Here is a 16204-nt window from a genome sequence, read left to right on the forward strand (position 1 = left end):
TATGAGGATTTTATCTAAGATAAAATCCTCATATTATTAAATATATCTTATTGATAACTTCATATCCATTGACTTCCTGAGCTATAGGCTCTCTCTATTCTTCATCTGCCTGGCGGGTCTGCATCAATTCTCGGTGCTTTCCTCCCCATTCATCAAGCTGTTTCCAGATAGGGATAAGCTCCTTCGCAATATCCGTAAGTTCATAATCAACCCTTGGAGGAACTTCCGGATGGACTGTTCTCTTCACCAAATATTCTTTCTCCAGTTCTCTTAGCTGAAGTGTAAGCATCCTTTCCGTTATTCCTGAAATACATCTTCTAAGTTCACTGAATCGTAATTTCCCATCCTTTAACTTATTTAAAATGAGTAGCTTCCATCGCCCTCCGATTTTACATACAGCATAGCTCAGATCACATTCATGTATATATTGCCTGTTGATATTGTTTGTGGAATTCTCCTTTATTTTACCCATAACTTACAAATTTGTTAGTACCATACATTTAGCTGTATACTATGCAAATGTAAGGTTTGATATTTAATTTTGTTCATCTGAAAAAGAAAAAATCAGCAACCAGGAACAATAGCGCTAACATTCCTGCAGCCAAAACAGAAACTTAAATCATAACAAAATGCAATTAACACCTAAAATAGTACAGATTTTAAATCATTTGGAAACAATACAACCATTCAATCCAAAGAATTCTTTAGACGGAGCCCGTAAGTATCTTGAAACGATGTCACTTCAGCTTAGCGGAAAGAAAGAACCTGTGGCAATGATTGAAGAAGTGATGATTCCGCAGGAAAATCATCAGATCCCTGTCCGGATTTACCGTCCTGATGGTAAAAATATTCAACAATCATCAGCTATTATTTATATTCATGGAGGATGGTTTATAGCAGGGGGCTTTGAGACCCACGATGCCGTAGTCCGCAAACTGGCCAATCAAACGGGATCTGTAGTTTTTTTTATAGATTATCGCCTTGCCCCGGAATATCCTTTCCCGGCAGGTTTAAATGATTGCATCAACGGAATAAAATGGATAACAGAAAATGCGGAATCTCTAGGAATTGATTCCGATAAAATAGGAATTATAGGAGATAGTGCAGGAGCAGCTTTGTCTACAGCAGTTTCTACCCGGTTAGGCAGACAGTTTAAATTTCAGGTCTTGATTTATCCGGCAGCTGATAATCAATTGAGTTCAAAATCATGGAAAACGTATGAAAACGGACCTGTTCTCAACAGGCAAGGAGGGATAGAAGCATGGGACTGGTATCTTCCGGAAGCAGAAAAAGATAATCCCTTGGCCATTCCTGTTTTAATAAGAGATTTTAAAGATACTCCGCCTACTTTAATAATCCTGGCAGAACATGATCCTCTGCTGGATGACGGAAAACTGCTTTCTGAAAATATGAAAAATGCAGGAGTTGAGCTTAAAACGAGCCTTTACAAGGATATGGTCCACGGATTTATGCACATGGGCGAACTTTTGGAAGAAGTACAATCAGCGGTAAATGAAATGGCTGATTTTGCCCATCAAAACTTAAAATCTGACGAATAAAAGGATCATGAAGAAATATGCATACATTGGATGTCTAGGATTTATAGCGGTGATTACAACAGAATTTGGAGTTATCGGTATTCTGCCGCAAATTGCAGAATATTATCAAATTAGCATAGACAAAGCGGGGTATCTCTTGAGTGCTTTTGCTCTAATCATTGCCCTTACAGGGCCTTTTATGACCCTGCTTACCTCAGGTTTTGATCGTAAAAAAATAATGCTGACTGCCATTTTTATGTTTCTGGTGACAGGACTGGTCTCTTCCTTTTCACCTCCTTTCTGGCTGCTGATGCTGGTAAGAATCCTGCCAGCCTTTCTTCAGCCTGTTTATATTGCTACAGCATTATCCGTAGCGGTATCTCAGACAGATGACCGGAAAAAGAATGAGCTGATGGGAATCGTTTTTAATGGAGTTGCCATTGCAATGGTAACCACAGTTCCTTTCGCCACATGGATTGCCGGGCTTTGGTCCTGGGAATATTCATTTATGATACAAACTGTGGTTAGTTTGATTGCTCTGGCTGTCATTTATTTCCTTCTTCCTCCGATGCCTGTAAAAGAGAAGAAATCCTACGGAAATCAGATCAGAATATTGAAACAGCCTCCATTTATTCTGAGTACTCTGACTAACTTTTTTATGATTACTGCCTGGTTTTCTACGTACAGTTACTTTGCTGATTATCTGAATAAAGCCAAGGGAATGAATACTTCCATGGTAAGTTATATGCTTCTGCTTTTTGGACTTATCGGAATTGCAGCCAACGGAATTGCAGGTAAAATGCTCAATAAGAATGTTGCAGGGACTACAGCATTTTTTCTTTCAGGCACCGTTTTAGTACCCATTTTTTTATATTTTTCTGATGGAAATGTATGGGCAACTATTGCAGTTATAGGAATTTGGGGATTTTTGTATTCACCAAGCTTTCTGAATGCCTCCGCTTACATGATTTCCTCTGCACCTGAATCATTGGAATTTGCCAACAGCCTGGCTACCTCATTCGGAAACCTGGGAGTAACATTGGGAACAACAATTGGAGGGTGGATTATCGTGACAAAAGGAGTAGAATATATTCCCTGGCTAGGGCTGATCTTTGGTCTTCTTGCATTTCTGATGATGATCTTAAAAGGTATAGCAGAGAAACGTAATCAGGTTCTAAGTACGTGTCAGAATCAAATGTAATAATTTTTGTTACATTAAATAAATTGTCGTAACTTTGTATTATTAATTTGATTTAAAATTCAATAGAATGAAAATAGAAATCTGGTCGGACGTAATGTGTCCGTTTTGCTATATCGGAAAGAATAATTTTGAACAGGCCTTGAACAAACTTCCTTTCAAAGATCAGGTAGAAGTGGAGTGGAAGAGTTTTCAGCTGGATCCTACTTTAGATCCCAATAAAACTCAGGACACCTTTCAGTATTTCAGAGAGAAAAAAGGGGTTGCCGAAGCTCAGGCCGCTCAAATGCTGGGGCAGGTTACCCAAATGGGAAAGGGAGCCGGAATTGATTTCAACTTCGGAAAAACATTGATCACCAATACATTCAGTGCTCATAAGCTGCTTCATTTGGCTAAAAAGCATAATAAATCCAATGAAATGGAAGAGACATTATTTATTGCTCACTTCATTGACGGTAAAAATGTAGGAGATACTGAAGTTTTAATTGCTCTTGCAGAAAATCTGGGAATTGATAAAGATGAAGCCAGAGAAGCCGTTACAACAGACCAACTGGATTATGAAGTAAACCAGGATATTCAGGAGGCAAGAAACAATGGGATTTCCGGAGTGCCCTTCTTTGTTCTGAACGGTAAATATGCTGTTTCCGGAGCTCAGCCTGCGGAGGTATTTGAAAATGCACTTCAGCAGACTTATAAAGAAACGGTGAGTCCGTTTAAGGATCTTTCCGGTGGCAGTGGAGTGTCCTGTGACACTGATGGATGCAGTATTTAAGATATCAGAACCCCAAAGTAAATAAAATTGCTTTGGGGTTTTTAATTATATTAGCATTCACTTTTACAGTTAAACCACATTTAAAATTATTGTTTGACAGTTACTATTTATGAAAAGAATTTATTTTATTCTGTTGACTTTTTTCCCTATATCTTTTTTTTCACAGACTAGATATGAAAATGATATAGATTTCATCAGAAAAAACTGTAACCAGGAGTCATTGGATAAAGCCAGAAAAATTTATACTGAACTGCAGGCCAAACAAATGGATAACTCATTTGATACCACTTTAAAAGAATATTACGAAATTTTAGAATCAACAGGATGCAGGAAATTTGATACAATATTATTTTCTGCCTGGGAAAAAGATAAAGTAATCAGTAAAAGAGTATTTGAGACTTCTTTTTATGGTTCAAATGAAAATTACAGCATTTTTATGAACGGATATCTTCAGAAGAAAGAATTCAGATTTGCCAATCAGGAAAATCTTGATCAGGGAATAGATGATGAGCTCCAGCTTAAAATGTTAAAGTATATAGCAGCACACTCAAAAAGTGATTTGCAGAAAGTCATTAGGGTCAATATTCAAAAATTAAGTGGCCAGGAATTAATCCATTTTATATCTGCTGTAGAAAAAGGATTTGAGCTCAAAGAATTTCAGGAAGATTTAATTAGTAAATCTTATCATGCAGAATATGCTTTTGATCTTAATTATTTAATGACCCAATTGATCAGTTTAAAAGCTGATAATTCTACCCTGGAGAGCATTTTAACCAATAAAAAAAATATTTGGGACAAAGAGAACTGGTCAGAAAAATTTTGGAGTTTAATAAGGAGTAATGGATTGAATATTAAGCCAGATCCATTCTACCAAATAGATGATAAGGGTAGAAAAAGATACAGGGTCAGAGCGTATATCAGCCATCTGAAACAAAATAAATCAATTGGAGAGAACCCATTGCTTTTTATCAATTATAATCTCGTTGAATATAAAGAAAATGCATTAATAGAAATGTTGGAAAAACTTGATATTAAAGACATTCAAATTGAATCTAAAGACGAGAGTGTAAATACATTTGGGGCAAGAGGTACCCAAGGTGTTTTAAAGATACAGACTTATTAAACGGTGAATAATACTCTACATTATGGTAAACTCTCTTATCTTTGTAAAGCAGTTCTAACCGCTGTTTAAATTATTTCTCAATGATAAAAATTAACGACGAAACCCAATATTCAATTGATGATACACTATTCGTTTTTGCATTAGATTCCGAAGCAGGAACCGTTTTTGACGATAAAAATAAATTAATTACAGGTATTGGAAAAGTAAATGCAGCGATAGAACTAACCAAAGAAATTCATACCAGAAAGCCTAAACTGATTGTAAATTTAGGGTCTGCGGGAAGTAAAGGATTTCATAAGGGAGAAGTCGTGTGCTGTACAAAGTTCATCCAAAGGGACATGGATGTAAGAGGACTGGGATTCAAATTATATGAAACACCACTCTCCGGAGTACCACCTGTATTGGAGTACGGTCTGAAAATGGACACTTTAAAAGAAGGAATCTGTGGAAGTGGCGACAGTTTTGAAATGAACCATTCTGAAACCGATTATAATATTGTAGACATGGAAGCCTATCCATTGGCATTGATTGCCCAGCAGGAAAACATTCCGTTTCTATGTCTTAAATACATTTCTGATGACGCAGGAAGTGATGCTGCAGACGACTGGAGCGTGCAGGTACATCTGGCTTCTGAAGCATTCAAAAAAATACTGTTTTCATAAAATGGTAGAATACTGAACCCATTCAGTATTTTTTTTCTGTTTGTATTTCATCTTCAATTTTTTAGTATGAAAGTTACTTTTTATCAACCCACGCACCCTGTACTTAAAGAATATATTGAAGGGTATTATTTTGTGGAGAAAGATGACAGTCATCAACCCATCAGATATCTCACATTTCCGGACAATTATTTTATCGTATCAGCATGCCAGGATGTCTCTATTGCTCAGAGTAAGGGACGGGTAAAAATTATGAGATCTCCATCTGAGAATATGGTCATTGATTTTGTATCCAGATGTTCCGTTCCCACAGAAATTTTTTATCAGCAATCCGTTAATGAAGTTACTGTTTATTTTAAACCATTAGGAATTTATCATTTTTTTAATGCTGATAAAAACGAGGATCTGCAGCAGGAAATTCATATTGCAGATTTTAAAGATATCATGAATGGAATTTTAAAAGAATCTGACAGGAAAACACAAATCGAAATACTGGAAAATTACTGGCTCTCAAAATTCAGGAAAAAGGATATGATTCTGGCTTACGCGATACTGGATGATTTTGAAAATGAACTGAGTATTGAAGAAATTGCGGTAAAAAATAAAATAACCAGGCAATATGTCAATAAAATTTCCCAGCGTTATCTGGCGAAACCTGCTTCAGAATTCAAAAAAATACAACGATTTCGCAATGTGCTCATCTCAAATAAAAAGACCAGAAATCTAACAGAGCTTTCCTACGAAAACCTGTTTTATGACCAGTCCCATCTTATTAAAGATTTTAAAGAGCTTACCAGAATAAGCCCCGGAAAGTTCTTTGATCATGTAGATACGGAGAAAAATAATATCTGGTTATTTATCTGAGTTTCCATTTTTACAATGCTCACAGATTTCATTGAAATACATTTGTTGAAATATTAAATCTTTATTTCAATGAAAAAAATATGTATTGGAGTTTGTCTCCTTTTCCCTTTATTCGCTCTTGCCCAGAAGAATGATTTTTCAGCAGTACTTTCTGAAATTACAGGAAAAGTGAAAGACTACTATGTCGATAAAGAAACGTATAAAAAAGTAGACTCTCTGTTTAAGAGTGAACTGAAAAAAGGAACATTTAATCAGCTCAGTAAAAAGGATTTTTCTTCACTTCTAACTCAAAAGCTGAGAACGACTGTTAAGGATGAACATTTTTTTGTTAAATATCTTGAAAACTATACTCCTGAGCAACGGATGAGCGAGAAGGAAAAAGAGGCGTTAAACAATGAGCACAACCGGCTTGAAAATTTTGGATTTGAAACAGTTCAGCGTCTTCCGGGAAATATCGGTTATATCAATTACAAAGGCTTTGCGTCTCCCGATGCCAGTGAAAAAACACTGGCTGCCGCTATGGATTTTGTGGCGAATACCCATTCCCTGATTATTGATCTCAGAGAAAATGGAGGAGGAGAAAATGGTATGCTTCTTCTGTTTTTGAGCTATTTTTTTGATCAGAAAACAGATCTTTATACCACACATTTCAGACATGATCAGAAAACGGTTATCAACGGTACCCAGCCCAAAGTTTCCGGACAGAAATACCTTCATAAAAAAATCTATATTCTTACCAGTAAAAAGACGTTTTCGGCAGGAGAGGGATTAGCCTACTTTTTGCAGCAAAAGAAGCTTGCTGAAGTAATAGGTGAAAAAACGGGTGGTGCAGCCAATCCTGTAGATCATTTTATAGTCCGTAATCAATATTTGCTGCTTGTTCCGGGAGGAAAAATAGCCTCTCTTGCAGATGATAAAAACTGGGAGCATATTGGAGTGATTCCTGATTATGAAGTAAAAAGTGAGGAGGCTTTAAAGACGGCCCATAGTATAATTTTAAAAAATATTATAACAACAGGTACAAAAACAGAACTAACCCTACCTGAAATAAAAAATCTTATTAATACATTAGAGCAATAAATGCAAAATATGTCATCAATAATCATCAGTAAGTCGGGAGAGAAAGATCTGGAGATAGTACAAAATCTGGGTATACAAACTTTCACTGAAACATTTGCAGAAGATAATACGGAAGAATCCATGAAAAAATATCTGGATGAAAGCTTTAATACGGAGAAGATAAAATCGGAGCTTAATAGCCCTGACTCCCTTTTTTATATTGCCTGGGAAGAGGATAATCCTGTAGGCTATCTTAAAGTAAACTCCGGAAAAGCACAGACAGAACTGCAGGATGGAAACAGCCTGGAAATTGAAAGGATCTATGTGAAGAAAAGCCATCACGGGAAAAAAGTAGGACAGCTTCTTTATCTTCAGGCTTTGGAAACGGCTCAGCAGCTTGGTAAATCGTATCTTTGGCTGGGGGTCTGGGAGAAAAACCTACGCGCGATCAGCTTTTATAAAAAAAACGGATTCGTTGAGTTTGATCAACATATTTTCAGACTGGGAGAAGAGGAACAGACTGACCTGATGATGAAAAAAAACTTGGATTAAAGCGTTTTAACTTCCTGTAACGCAGACTGTAGCAGACCATTGCGTGGCAGTTCTTTATACTTCCTTAACAATATTTTAAAATGATCCATTCAGAATTTATAAAGCAAATCAATCAATATAATCCACTATCCGAAGAAACGGTTAAGGATTTACTGGATATCTGTACTGCAGAATACTATCCAAAAAATAGCCTGCTACTGGAATCCGGTACCATGGCCAGATATTATTATTTTCTGAAATCAGGATTGATAGGGTACTACACTGTAGATGAACAGGGAAATAACATTTACAAGATCTTCTTTGAAGAAAACAGCTTTGTTGCTTCTACAGCAGCCATCATCAAAAATGAACCCAGTGATTTCAATATCATTGCGATGGAAGATTGTTCAATCATACAATATCCTGCAAAATCATATCGTGAATTATTAAAAAAACATCATGACCTTGCCCTTTTTCATATGTACTATCTGGAAAAAAACTGGGTGGTTAAAAAAGAGCCCCTGGAAGTCTCCCTCAAATACGAAACCGCAAAACAAAGATATGTGCAGTTACTGGAAAATAGATCACTGTACAACAGGTTAAAACAGCATCATATTGCTTCTTATCTGGGAATTACGCCTACCCAGCTAAGCCGGATAAAAAAAGAAATCAATTGATATTTCTAAACCTAAATGAAAAATAAATTCATAAAAGCTTCAACATATGTTGAAGCTTTTATTCTTTTTCTGTCGCAATTTTGCTTTGTCATCGGGTCATTGGTACATTATATGTTTTGTAATAAAAACCTGTGACCATCATTAATTAAACATTTTTTAGCATGAAGAAGCTTATTAACATTGTAATTGTACTGACTGCCTTTATTCAGACATCAGCACAAAAAATTATTCATCAGGAAATTTTCAGTCCGAAAATGAATAAAAAGATCAAAACAATAATCATTACCCCTAATCTACAGCCTAAAACGACCTATCCATCCGTGTATATTCTCCATGGCTTCAGCGGTAATCCGGACAGAATCATTAAACAGGATATCCCGGATCTGGTCAAAAAAGCACAGGAATATAAAACAATTTATGTGCTCCCGGATGGAAATTACAGTTCATGGTATGTAGACAGCCCGATTGTTAAAGATTCGCAATATCAGACTTTTATCGGGAAAGAACTGGTGGAGTTTATTGATAAAAATTACCCTGTGAAAACGGAGAAAAAATTCCGCGGAATTTTGGGATGGAGTATGGGGGGCTATGGTGCAACCAATATCGGGGTCACTTATAACAAAACATTTGGTATTGTTGGAAGCTCGTGTGGCGCACTTGATTTCAGCGTATTTGGAGAAGCCTATCAGAAATATATGGTGAATAAAGTTCTGGGTCCGTTTGAATCATTAAATCCCAATTTTCTTACCGACAGCAAAATTAAGCTGATGGCAGATGCTGGACAGCAATATATTTTTGATTGCGGAACAGAAGATACCCAAATGATTACCATGAACCGCAATTTTCATAAAAAACTGACAGAATCAAAGGTTCAGCATCTTTACATCGAATCTCTGGGAGGACATACTCCTGAATACTGGAGCAGATCATTGTCTGAGCAATTGTCTTTGTTTGAAAGGTTCTTTAAACAGTAAAATAGCTAAAGGTAATTTTTAGGTTTTGGCTAAAGCCCGCTTCTATTGATATAAAACCAGTCTGAAATTTTTGAAATAATAGGATCATAAAACATTGAATGTTTTAAATATTCAATAGGAACGGGCTTTAGCCCGTTTTAATAAATAAATATAAATTCCGATGGCTTTAGCCAAAACTTAAAATCAAATAAAAAAAAACCTTTTTGAGCCTTGCCCAAAAAGGTTTTTGATTGATTGAATGTTCAAAAATGCTGACTAACAAGCATTCTATTAAAAATGTCGAAAGTTTTTACCCAAATGCTCCTCTATCACAAAGAATGGATCTTCCGTAAGGGTGTGCGCTCTCATATCAATAAGGCTTACTTTGCTCATCATACGAAGCATGATTCTTCTCTCACAGGACTGTTCAATACCATTTATGTTTCTCACTCCGGCGCGGAAAGCTGATCTTCCGTGGGCACATAAGTGATTGTTAACCAAAATAACGTCTCCTGCCTGAGGCGTAAATCCTGAATAAATTAAATGCCTTGCTTCTTCCCAGAATTCATGCAGGATATGCTGTGCTTCCTCTGACTGCCTGATGCTGGAATTGAAAAGCTGTTCTGCCGCATCAAACCTCATGAAAGGGAGATTGGCATTCCCATACAATACAGAATCCAGTGTTTCTTCTTCATTTTCTCCCATCTCAAGATTGGCATCCTTTGGAATTTTATAAATACGCTCAAAAAGAGGTTTATAATTTTCACCAATCGATTCATGAGAACGTATAGAATAAAGGGTTGAAGGTACCTGTTCATCATTTCTTACATACATAAAGCTTAAAAAATCAGCCTGATGCTTCAGAAAAGCATCTTCGGTATGTACATACAGATCTGTTGAAGATCCTGATCCGGTTTGTGTCTCCTTCATTTTCTCATCCGGAATGATAGCATGGATCAGCCCTCCTCCTTTACGCTGTGAATAATATTGTACGGGCTTTGAGGGAAGTGCTCCATGAATTAGAGCACATGCAAAACCATATAAGTTAAATTTTGAATAATCTGCCGATTGCCAGTTGGGTGGAGTAGATCCTATTTCCTCCTGATCTATGTCCATCAGGCCTGTAAAGATCAGTGCACCATACTGATTTTTTGAAAAGTCACTCGCAAAATCAGCCGCTGTATTTAAAATCCTCTCTGGCAAGAAGTAAGAAGCCAGCTGATGAACATGCTTAATAAAATCGCGGTTTTCATAGGTATCATATTTTTTCTGAAGATGCACGGCTGCATCTTTGATCATTCTTCTCTCCTGAGAGGTGATTTCTATAACTGTAGGAAGCAGTTTTATTGCTGCAGAACAGTCTTTATCTAAAGTTTGTGTAGAATTCATTAAAAAAAATTTGATGTTAAATAATAATTTTTATCTTTGTTTTTAATTATTCTAAATAATAATAAGCGAGTCAAATTTAGTAATAATTACGTAATCACCAAATAAAAATATAATAAAAAATGTAAAATTTAAAAAACTGACTTACAGATATATACGATAATATATTGAAAAAACCACAACAACTCACAGATTAAAAAAATCACATTACAAAACATTTATGAACAATAAAATAATATCCCTGGAAGAGCTATCAGGTTCAAATTCACCACATATTTCGGAGAATTTTGGGAATATTTTTCATCCTGACAATTATGATCATTATCGTAATGCTGTCAACAGAACTTTAGACCTTGTACAGGAATTTCTTCATAGGAATAACAAACCTTTCAGTGGTATAGAAGCCAAAACAATGAAAGGACTGGTACAAAAGATTGATCTTAATCAAAAACTTTCCAATTATAATGAGCTGCTGGCAGAAGTAGATGATATTTATGTGAAACATGCCACCGCTTTTCACCTTCCACAATATGTAGCTCATCTTAACTGTCCTGTAGTAATTCCGGCATTGGCAGGGGAAATTCTTGTAAGTGCTATCAATTCTTCACAGGATACTTATGATCAGAGTGCGGGAGGAACCTTCATGGAAAGAAAACTGATCGACTGGACTGCCGGTCAAATTGGATATAATACGAATGAAAGCGACGGTGTTTTCACCGCAGGGGGCTCACAGAGCAATTTAATGGGATTGGTCATGATGCGTGACTGTTTTTCTCAGAAAAGATATCATCACAACATTAAAATGGATGGTCTGCCGGCAGAAGCAAGCCGTTTCAGAATATTTGTTTCAGATAAATCCCACTTCAGCAATCTGAAAAATGCATCCATTATGGGACTGGGCGAGAAAAGCATTGTTAAAGTGCCTACGGATGAGCGTTTTCGTATGGATATCACTCTTTTAAAGAAATATATTAAAAGGGAAGAACAGCTAGGAAATATTCCTATTGGCATTGTAGCTACCGCAGGAACCACAGACTTTGGAAATATTGATCCACTAGAAGATATCGCGAATATAGCAGAACACTATAACATCTGGATGCACGTAGATGCAGCGTATGGATGTGCATTATTATTGAGCGAAAAATACCGTGATTTGATCAACGGTATTGAAAGAGCAGACTCTGTAACGATTGATTATCACAAATCATTCTTCCAGCCCATCAGCAGCAGTGCTTTCATTGTTAAAAACAAAAAAGAACTGTTGATTCTTAAACATCACGCCGATTATCTGAATCCGAAGGAAATGGACGAAGAAGAAATACCGGCACAGATCAATAAATCCATTACTCAAAGTACCCGAAGGTTTGATGCTTTAAAGCTTTGGTTTACCTTAAGAATGATGGGTAAAGAACAGCTGGCGGCATATACAGACACGGTGATAGATCTTACCAAAGATGCTGCAGCGATGATCTCTGAAGATACTGATTTTGAACTCCTTTCAGATTCCGACTTAAGTGTTCTTGTTTTCCGGTATCTCAATCCGGAAACCAGTGATCTGAATGCCCTGAATCAGTACATCAAGATGAAACTGTTCTACAGTGGAGAAATCCTTGTAGCGAGCACAAAAGTGGATGGAAATTTCTATCTGAAATTTACGTTCCTGAACCCGATTACCACTACTGAAGACATTCATCAAATTCTCACCACAATCAAAAAACATGGAAAAGACTTTAATTCAGAAAAATAAAACAGAAGAGAAAGCTCAGGAAATTACCTTCAGGATTCTGTTAAACGGAATGTTGAGAGAACTTGGAAACGGAAAATTCTATCAGGGAATTCCAAAACATGACCTTCTTACGGCAAAAGCTCTTCAACACATCGATTATCCATTGTATATGAGATTTGAAATGAAGAAAAGCAGACTGTTTTTATTTGCTCCGATATCTTACCGTTCCGAAACTCTTTTTCATGAATATGAACCGGTTCTATGGGCTGTAGACCATCAAAATCAGGAAGCATTTGAAGTCGGTCCTGAAAAGCTTACTGAACTGGTTTATCAGGAATTCTCAGACACGGCAAATGAGACAGGGCTGAAACAATTTACGGAAAGAATCCAGAGTAGTTTAAAAAATCTGAAACTGACAACAGAAGCCTGCCTGCAGGATGATCAGCTTTTAACCTATTCTTTTCTTGAATCTGAGCAAATGCTTCCCGCAGGACACAATCTGCATCCTTTCACTAAATCAAGAATGGGATTTTCTGAAAAAGAGCAGTTATTATATGGACCCGAGTTTGGAAAAGGTTTTCAGCTGGATTATTTCCTGATTCATAAAGACTGCATTACAGAAAAATCCCTTCCCGGAATTTCAGCTAAAGAAATATTTGAAAAATGCGTATCCATACCGGAAAGCTACGATTTTGAAAACACCAATGATTTCTACATCGTTCCATGCCATCCCTGGGAAGCACAATATCTTTTGTCAACAGAAGAATATCCTGAAATGCTCGGATCCGGAAAAATTATCCATATCGGACCGCTGGGAGAAGATTTTTATGCAACATCTTCTATAAGGACACTGTATAATCCTGATTTCAGCTGGATGCTGAAATTTTCTCTGCATGTTTTAATGACAGGTTCTGTAAGAACAAACAGTTTAAAAGATCTCAACAGAGGATATGCTTCGGCTATCTGGTGGCAGCATGAAAAAGTTTCATTTGAACAAAATTTCCCGAACTTTAAATTATTGCTGGAACCTTCCACATTAAGCGTTCGTTATGAAGGGAAGAATATGGACAGTCTGAATATACTGCTCCGCGAAAATCCTTTTTCCAATGAAGATAAAGTGATTCTATTAGCAAGGCTTTGCCAGGATGAATCTACAGATGGGTTTAATTTTACAGAACATTTCTTTAAAAATGTTGCCAATCAATTAGGAGTAGATACTGAAAAAGCAGCTATCATCTGGTTTGAAAAATATGTAGATCTTTTGCTTTCTCCTTTGAACAGGTTGTACAGTCAATTAGGCATGGCTCCTGAAGTTCATCAGCAGAATCTGCTTGTACAATTGGATAATCAACTTCTTCCTGAGTCTATTTATGTAAGAGACGGACAAGGTTATTTAATCAAAAAAAGCTTCAAAGGTAAATATGAATCTCTGATCAAAGATTATCCTGAAGTGGAAGACCTTTTCATCAGGGATGAGCGTCTGCTGGATATTGTTTCTCACCATCTTTTGGTAAGCAACCTGAGTGCACTGATTGCTTCAATAGGTAAAACTGGTCTGGTTAAAGAAAGAAGATTAATCAATATTCTGTACAGAGAGTTTGAAAACCTTCATGAAACTGAACCTTCCTCATTAACGTATTATGCTTTGAATCAAAGATATTGGGCGGTAAAATCAAACCTCCAGTCGGCAGTTGCTGATGTAGACGGCGGTGTGAATGCTTCTTCAATTTCTTATGCTAAAGTTCCGAATCTTCTCCACAAGCACTTCTTCTCAGATCAGTTAATCAATCCACAGGGAACAGAAGTTTTCTTTAAAAGATACTTTCAGAAAGAAGACGTGACGATGAGTATGCGCCCTATAGATCTTGAAAATGACCTTGAAATGCTTCATGAGTGGTTCAACCGCGAACATGCCATAAAAATCTGGCAGATGAACTGGCCCATTGATGAGCTGGAAACCTATTACAGACTGATGCTTCCAAGTGATGAAGCACACAGTTATATCATCGCAGGGAATGATGAACCTTCCTGTAATATTGAGGTGTATTGGGCTTGCAGAGATATCGTCGGCGATTATTACGAAGTATTGCCAACCGATTATGGAACGCACCAGTTTATTGCACCTACCGATCCAAAGAAAAAATTCGTATCTCCATCCACGCAGTCTATGGTTGACTATGTTTTTGCACAGCCACAGGTAGGAAAAATGGTAGGCGAAGGATCTGTAGACTCGCTTGCGTCTATGATGAACAAAGCCCATGTAGGCTTCAAGGTAGATAAAGTAATAGAAATGCCTCATAAAAAAGCCAATCTGAACTTCTGTTACAGAGAATGGTACTGGGAAAAATTCCCACAGAATAAAGAGGTACAAATCACCACAAACATCACAAAAAAATGACTAACGAAGCCGTATACAATGTAATAGGAATAGGAATAGGCCCTTTCAATCTGGGACTTGCCGCATTATCCAATCCGATTTCGGAACTGAAAACCCTTTTCCTGGACCAGAGAGATGGTTTCGACTGGCATCCGGGGCTGATGATTGACCATGTAACCCTGCAGACTCCATTTTTATGTGACTGCGTATCCATGGCTGATCCTACGAATCCTTTGAGCCTTTTGAATTATCTGAAAGAAACCGGCAGACTGTATAAATTCTTTATCAGAGAAGATTTTTTCATTCCGAGAAAAGAATATAACCGTTACTGCCAATGGGTCATTGAACAGCTTCCACAATGCCGTTTCTCTACTCAGGTAGTGGATATTACTTATGAAGAAGGTTTATATCATGTAACGACTATTCACACCAAAACCAAAGAAACTACGGTTTTCAAAACGGAAAGATTGATTTTAGGAACAGGAACACAACCTCATATTCCTTCTTTCATTCCGAAGGATGATTCCCGTGTTATTCACACCAGTTCTTATCTGTATAGAAAAGAAGAGCTTTTGGCTCAGGGTAAAAAAATAGCGATTATTGGTTCTGGCCAGAGTTCAGCAGAGGTTTTTTATGATCTTCTTCAAAACAGAAATGAAGAGACACAACTGGGATGGTATTCCCGTCCGGACAGATTTTTCCCTATGGAATATTCTAAGTTGACCCTGGAGCTTACTTCACCTGATTATGTAGAATATTTCTACAACAGAAGTGAGTCTGCAAGGAAAACCATTTTAAGCAAGCAGCAAGCTCAGTTTAAAGGAATCAATTACGATCTGATCAATGATATCTACGATTTCATCTATGATCTGAACATCGATAATGCGGATCCTAATCTTAAAATTATCCCTAACAGCCAGTTGAATAGAGTAGACAACAGCAATCCGGATTTTATCAATCTTGAATTTACCCAATTGGAACAGGAAGTTCCTTATGACCAGGAAGCGGATTATCTGATTCTGGGAACCGGATACCGCTATCATGAGCCTGCATTCTTGAAGAATATTCAGGATAGAATCAAGAGAGACTCCGATGGATTGTTTGATGTCAACAGAAATTATTCAATAGACTACAACGGAGGAGAAATCTATGTTCTCCACGCTGAAGTTCATACCCACAGCTATATTTCTACAGATCTTGGAATGGCTGCGTACCGTAATTCCTACATCATCAATGATATTCTGGGAAGAGAGCATTATAAAATTGAAAAGAAAATTGCTTTCCAGGATTTCGATGTAGAAAAATATGCTGATTTACCAACTGCCGAAATTTAATCAAAAA

Annotated in this window: 15 protein-coding genes; 13 read left to right on the forward strand and 2 right to left on the reverse strand. The window is 36.9% G+C overall.

Features of this window, described 5'->3' with window-relative positions:
* Positions 1–94 precede the first annotated feature (94 nt).
* On the reverse strand, positions 95–472 hold the full coding sequence (locus AC3FI7_RS04000; protein WP_142725736.1) for a winged helix-turn-helix transcriptional regulator: 378 nt from the start codon (positions 470–472) through the stop codon (positions 95–97).
* 157 nt (positions 473–629) lie between these two features.
* Here AC3FI7_RS04000 and AC3FI7_RS04005 point away from each other — a divergent pair, with 157 nt between their 5' ends.
* The 10 genes from AC3FI7_RS04005 to AC3FI7_RS04050 all read left to right on the forward strand — a co-directional run bounded on the left by AC3FI7_RS04005 (position 630) and on the right by AC3FI7_RS04050 (position 9395).
* Positions 630–1559: an alpha/beta hydrolase gene (locus AC3FI7_RS04005; protein ID WP_491461463.1), complete on the forward strand. Its 930-nt coding sequence runs from the start codon at positions 630–632 to the stop codon at positions 1557–1559.
* A gap of 7 nt (positions 1560–1566) precedes the next feature.
* Positions 1567–2739: an MFS transporter gene (locus AC3FI7_RS04010; RefSeq protein ID WP_491461464.1), complete on the forward strand. Its 1173-nt coding sequence runs from the start codon at positions 1567–1569 to the stop codon at positions 2737–2739.
* A 67-nt stretch (positions 2740–2806) separates the two neighbouring features.
* The gene (locus tag AC3FI7_RS04015; protein ID WP_491461465.1) at positions 2807–3508 is read left to right on the forward strand and encodes a DsbA family oxidoreductase; all 702 of its coding nucleotides are present in this window, start codon (positions 2807–2809) and stop codon (positions 3506–3508) included.
* Between the two features lie 109 nt (positions 3509–3617).
* Entirely contained in the window at positions 3618–4631 is a 1014-nt protein-coding gene (locus AC3FI7_RS04020; RefSeq protein ID WP_491461466.1) for a hypothetical protein, read from the forward strand.
* A gap of 80 nt (positions 4632–4711) precedes the next feature.
* On the forward strand, positions 4712–5293 hold the full coding sequence (locus AC3FI7_RS04025; RefSeq protein WP_142725731.1) for a 5'-methylthioadenosine/S-adenosylhomocysteine nucleosidase family protein: 582 nt from the start codon (positions 4712–4714) through the stop codon (positions 5291–5293).
* Positions 5294–5359: 66 nt separating this feature from the next.
* Entirely contained in the window at positions 5360–6154 is a 795-nt protein-coding gene (locus tag AC3FI7_RS04030; protein WP_491461467.1) for a helix-turn-helix domain-containing protein, read from the forward strand.
* 69 nt (positions 6155–6223) lie between these two features.
* Positions 6224–7234, forward strand: a complete 1011-nt coding sequence (locus tag AC3FI7_RS04035) for a S41 family peptidase (protein ID WP_491461468.1) — start codon at positions 6224–6226, stop codon at positions 7232–7234.
* A 9-nt stretch (positions 7235–7243) separates the two neighbouring features.
* Positions 7244–7765: a GNAT family N-acetyltransferase gene (locus tag AC3FI7_RS04040; RefSeq protein WP_291897398.1), complete on the forward strand. Its 522-nt coding sequence runs from the start codon at positions 7244–7246 to the stop codon at positions 7763–7765.
* A gap of 80 nt (positions 7766–7845) precedes the next feature.
* Positions 7846–8421, forward strand: a complete 576-nt coding sequence (locus AC3FI7_RS04045) for a Crp/Fnr family transcriptional regulator (protein ID WP_491461469.1) — start codon at positions 7846–7848, stop codon at positions 8419–8421.
* Positions 8422–8582: 161 nt separating this feature from the next.
* The gene (locus AC3FI7_RS04050; protein ID WP_491461470.1) at positions 8583–9395 is read left to right on the forward strand and encodes an alpha/beta hydrolase; all 813 of its coding nucleotides are present in this window, start codon (positions 8583–8585) and stop codon (positions 9393–9395) included.
* Positions 9396–9665: 270 nt separating this feature from the next.
* On the opposite strand, the gene AC3FI7_RS04055 is transcribed toward AC3FI7_RS04050, so the two are convergent.
* On the reverse strand, positions 9666–10763 hold the full coding sequence (locus tag AC3FI7_RS04055) for a TauD/TfdA family dioxygenase (RefSeq protein ID WP_491461471.1): 1098 nt from the start codon (positions 10761–10763) through the stop codon (positions 9666–9668).
* Between the two features lie 217 nt (positions 10764–10980).
* Here AC3FI7_RS04055 and AC3FI7_RS04060 point away from each other — a divergent pair, with 217 nt between their 5' ends.
* From AC3FI7_RS04060 to AC3FI7_RS04070, 3 genes are read left to right on the forward strand one after another with little or no spacing between them, the layout of a single operon-like run.
* The gene (locus AC3FI7_RS04060) at positions 10981–12507 is read left to right on the forward strand and encodes a pyridoxal phosphate-dependent decarboxylase family protein (protein ID WP_491461472.1); all 1527 of its coding nucleotides are present in this window, start codon (positions 10981–10983) and stop codon (positions 12505–12507) included.
* Positions 12479–14884, forward strand: coding sequence for a GNAT family N-acetyltransferase (locus tag AC3FI7_RS04065; protein ID WP_491461473.1), 2406 nt, complete (start codon positions 12479–12481; stop codon positions 14882–14884). The genes AC3FI7_RS04060 and AC3FI7_RS04065 overlap by 29 nt, the downstream gene beginning before the upstream one ends.
* Complete coding sequence (locus AC3FI7_RS04070; protein ID WP_491461474.1) at positions 14881–16197, forward strand: lysine N(6)-hydroxylase/L-ornithine N(5)-oxygenase family protein; 1317 nt, start codon at positions 14881–14883, stop codon at positions 16195–16197. Before AC3FI7_RS04065 ends, AC3FI7_RS04070 begins: the two co-directional genes overlap by 4 nt.
* Positions 16198–16204: the final 7 nt, after the last annotated feature.

The sequence above is a fragment of the Chryseobacterium sp. TQ-BC-N36 genome (assembly GCF_058382295.1).

Coding starts and splice junctions, on each gene's coding strand:
- AC3FI7_RS04000 (WP_142725736.1), bottom strand. CDS start 472: ATGGGTAAAATAAAGGAGAATTCCACAAACAATATCAACAGGCAATAT.
- AC3FI7_RS04005 (WP_491461463.1), top strand. CDS start 630: ATGCAATTAACACCTAAAATAGTACAGATTTTAAATCATTTGGAAACA.
- AC3FI7_RS04010 (WP_491461464.1), top strand. CDS start 1,567: ATGAAGAAATATGCATACATTGGATGTCTAGGATTTATAGCGGTGATT.
- AC3FI7_RS04015 (WP_491461465.1), top strand. CDS start 2,807: ATGAAAATAGAAATCTGGTCGGACGTAATGTGTCCGTTTTGCTATATC.
- AC3FI7_RS04020 (WP_491461466.1), top strand. CDS start 3,618: ATGAAAAGAATTTATTTTATTCTGTTGACTTTTTTCCCTATATCTTTT.
- AC3FI7_RS04025 (WP_142725731.1), top strand. CDS start 4,712: ATGATAAAAATTAACGACGAAACCCAATATTCAATTGATGATACACTA.
- AC3FI7_RS04030 (WP_491461467.1), top strand. CDS start 5,360: ATGAAAGTTACTTTTTATCAACCCACGCACCCTGTACTTAAAGAATAT.
- AC3FI7_RS04035 (WP_491461468.1), top strand. CDS start 6,224: ATGAAAAAAATATGTATTGGAGTTTGTCTCCTTTTCCCTTTATTCGCT.
- AC3FI7_RS04040 (WP_291897398.1), top strand. CDS start 7,244: ATGTCATCAATAATCATCAGTAAGTCGGGAGAGAAAGATCTGGAGATA.
- AC3FI7_RS04045 (WP_491461469.1), top strand. CDS start 7,846: ATGATCCATTCAGAATTTATAAAGCAAATCAATCAATATAATCCACTA.
- AC3FI7_RS04050 (WP_491461470.1), top strand. CDS start 8,583: ATGAAGAAGCTTATTAACATTGTAATTGTACTGACTGCCTTTATTCAG.
- AC3FI7_RS04055 (WP_491461471.1), bottom strand. CDS start 10,763: ATGAATTCTACACAAACTTTAGATAAAGACTGTTCTGCAGCAATAAAA.
- AC3FI7_RS04060 (WP_491461472.1), top strand. CDS start 10,981: ATGAACAATAAAATAATATCCCTGGAAGAGCTATCAGGTTCAAATTCA.
- AC3FI7_RS04065 (WP_491461473.1), top strand. CDS start 12,479: ATGGAAAAGACTTTAATTCAGAAAAATAAAACAGAAGAGAAAGCTCAG.
- AC3FI7_RS04070 (WP_491461474.1), top strand. CDS start 14,881: ATGACTAACGAAGCCGTATACAATGTAATAGGAATAGGAATAGGCCCT.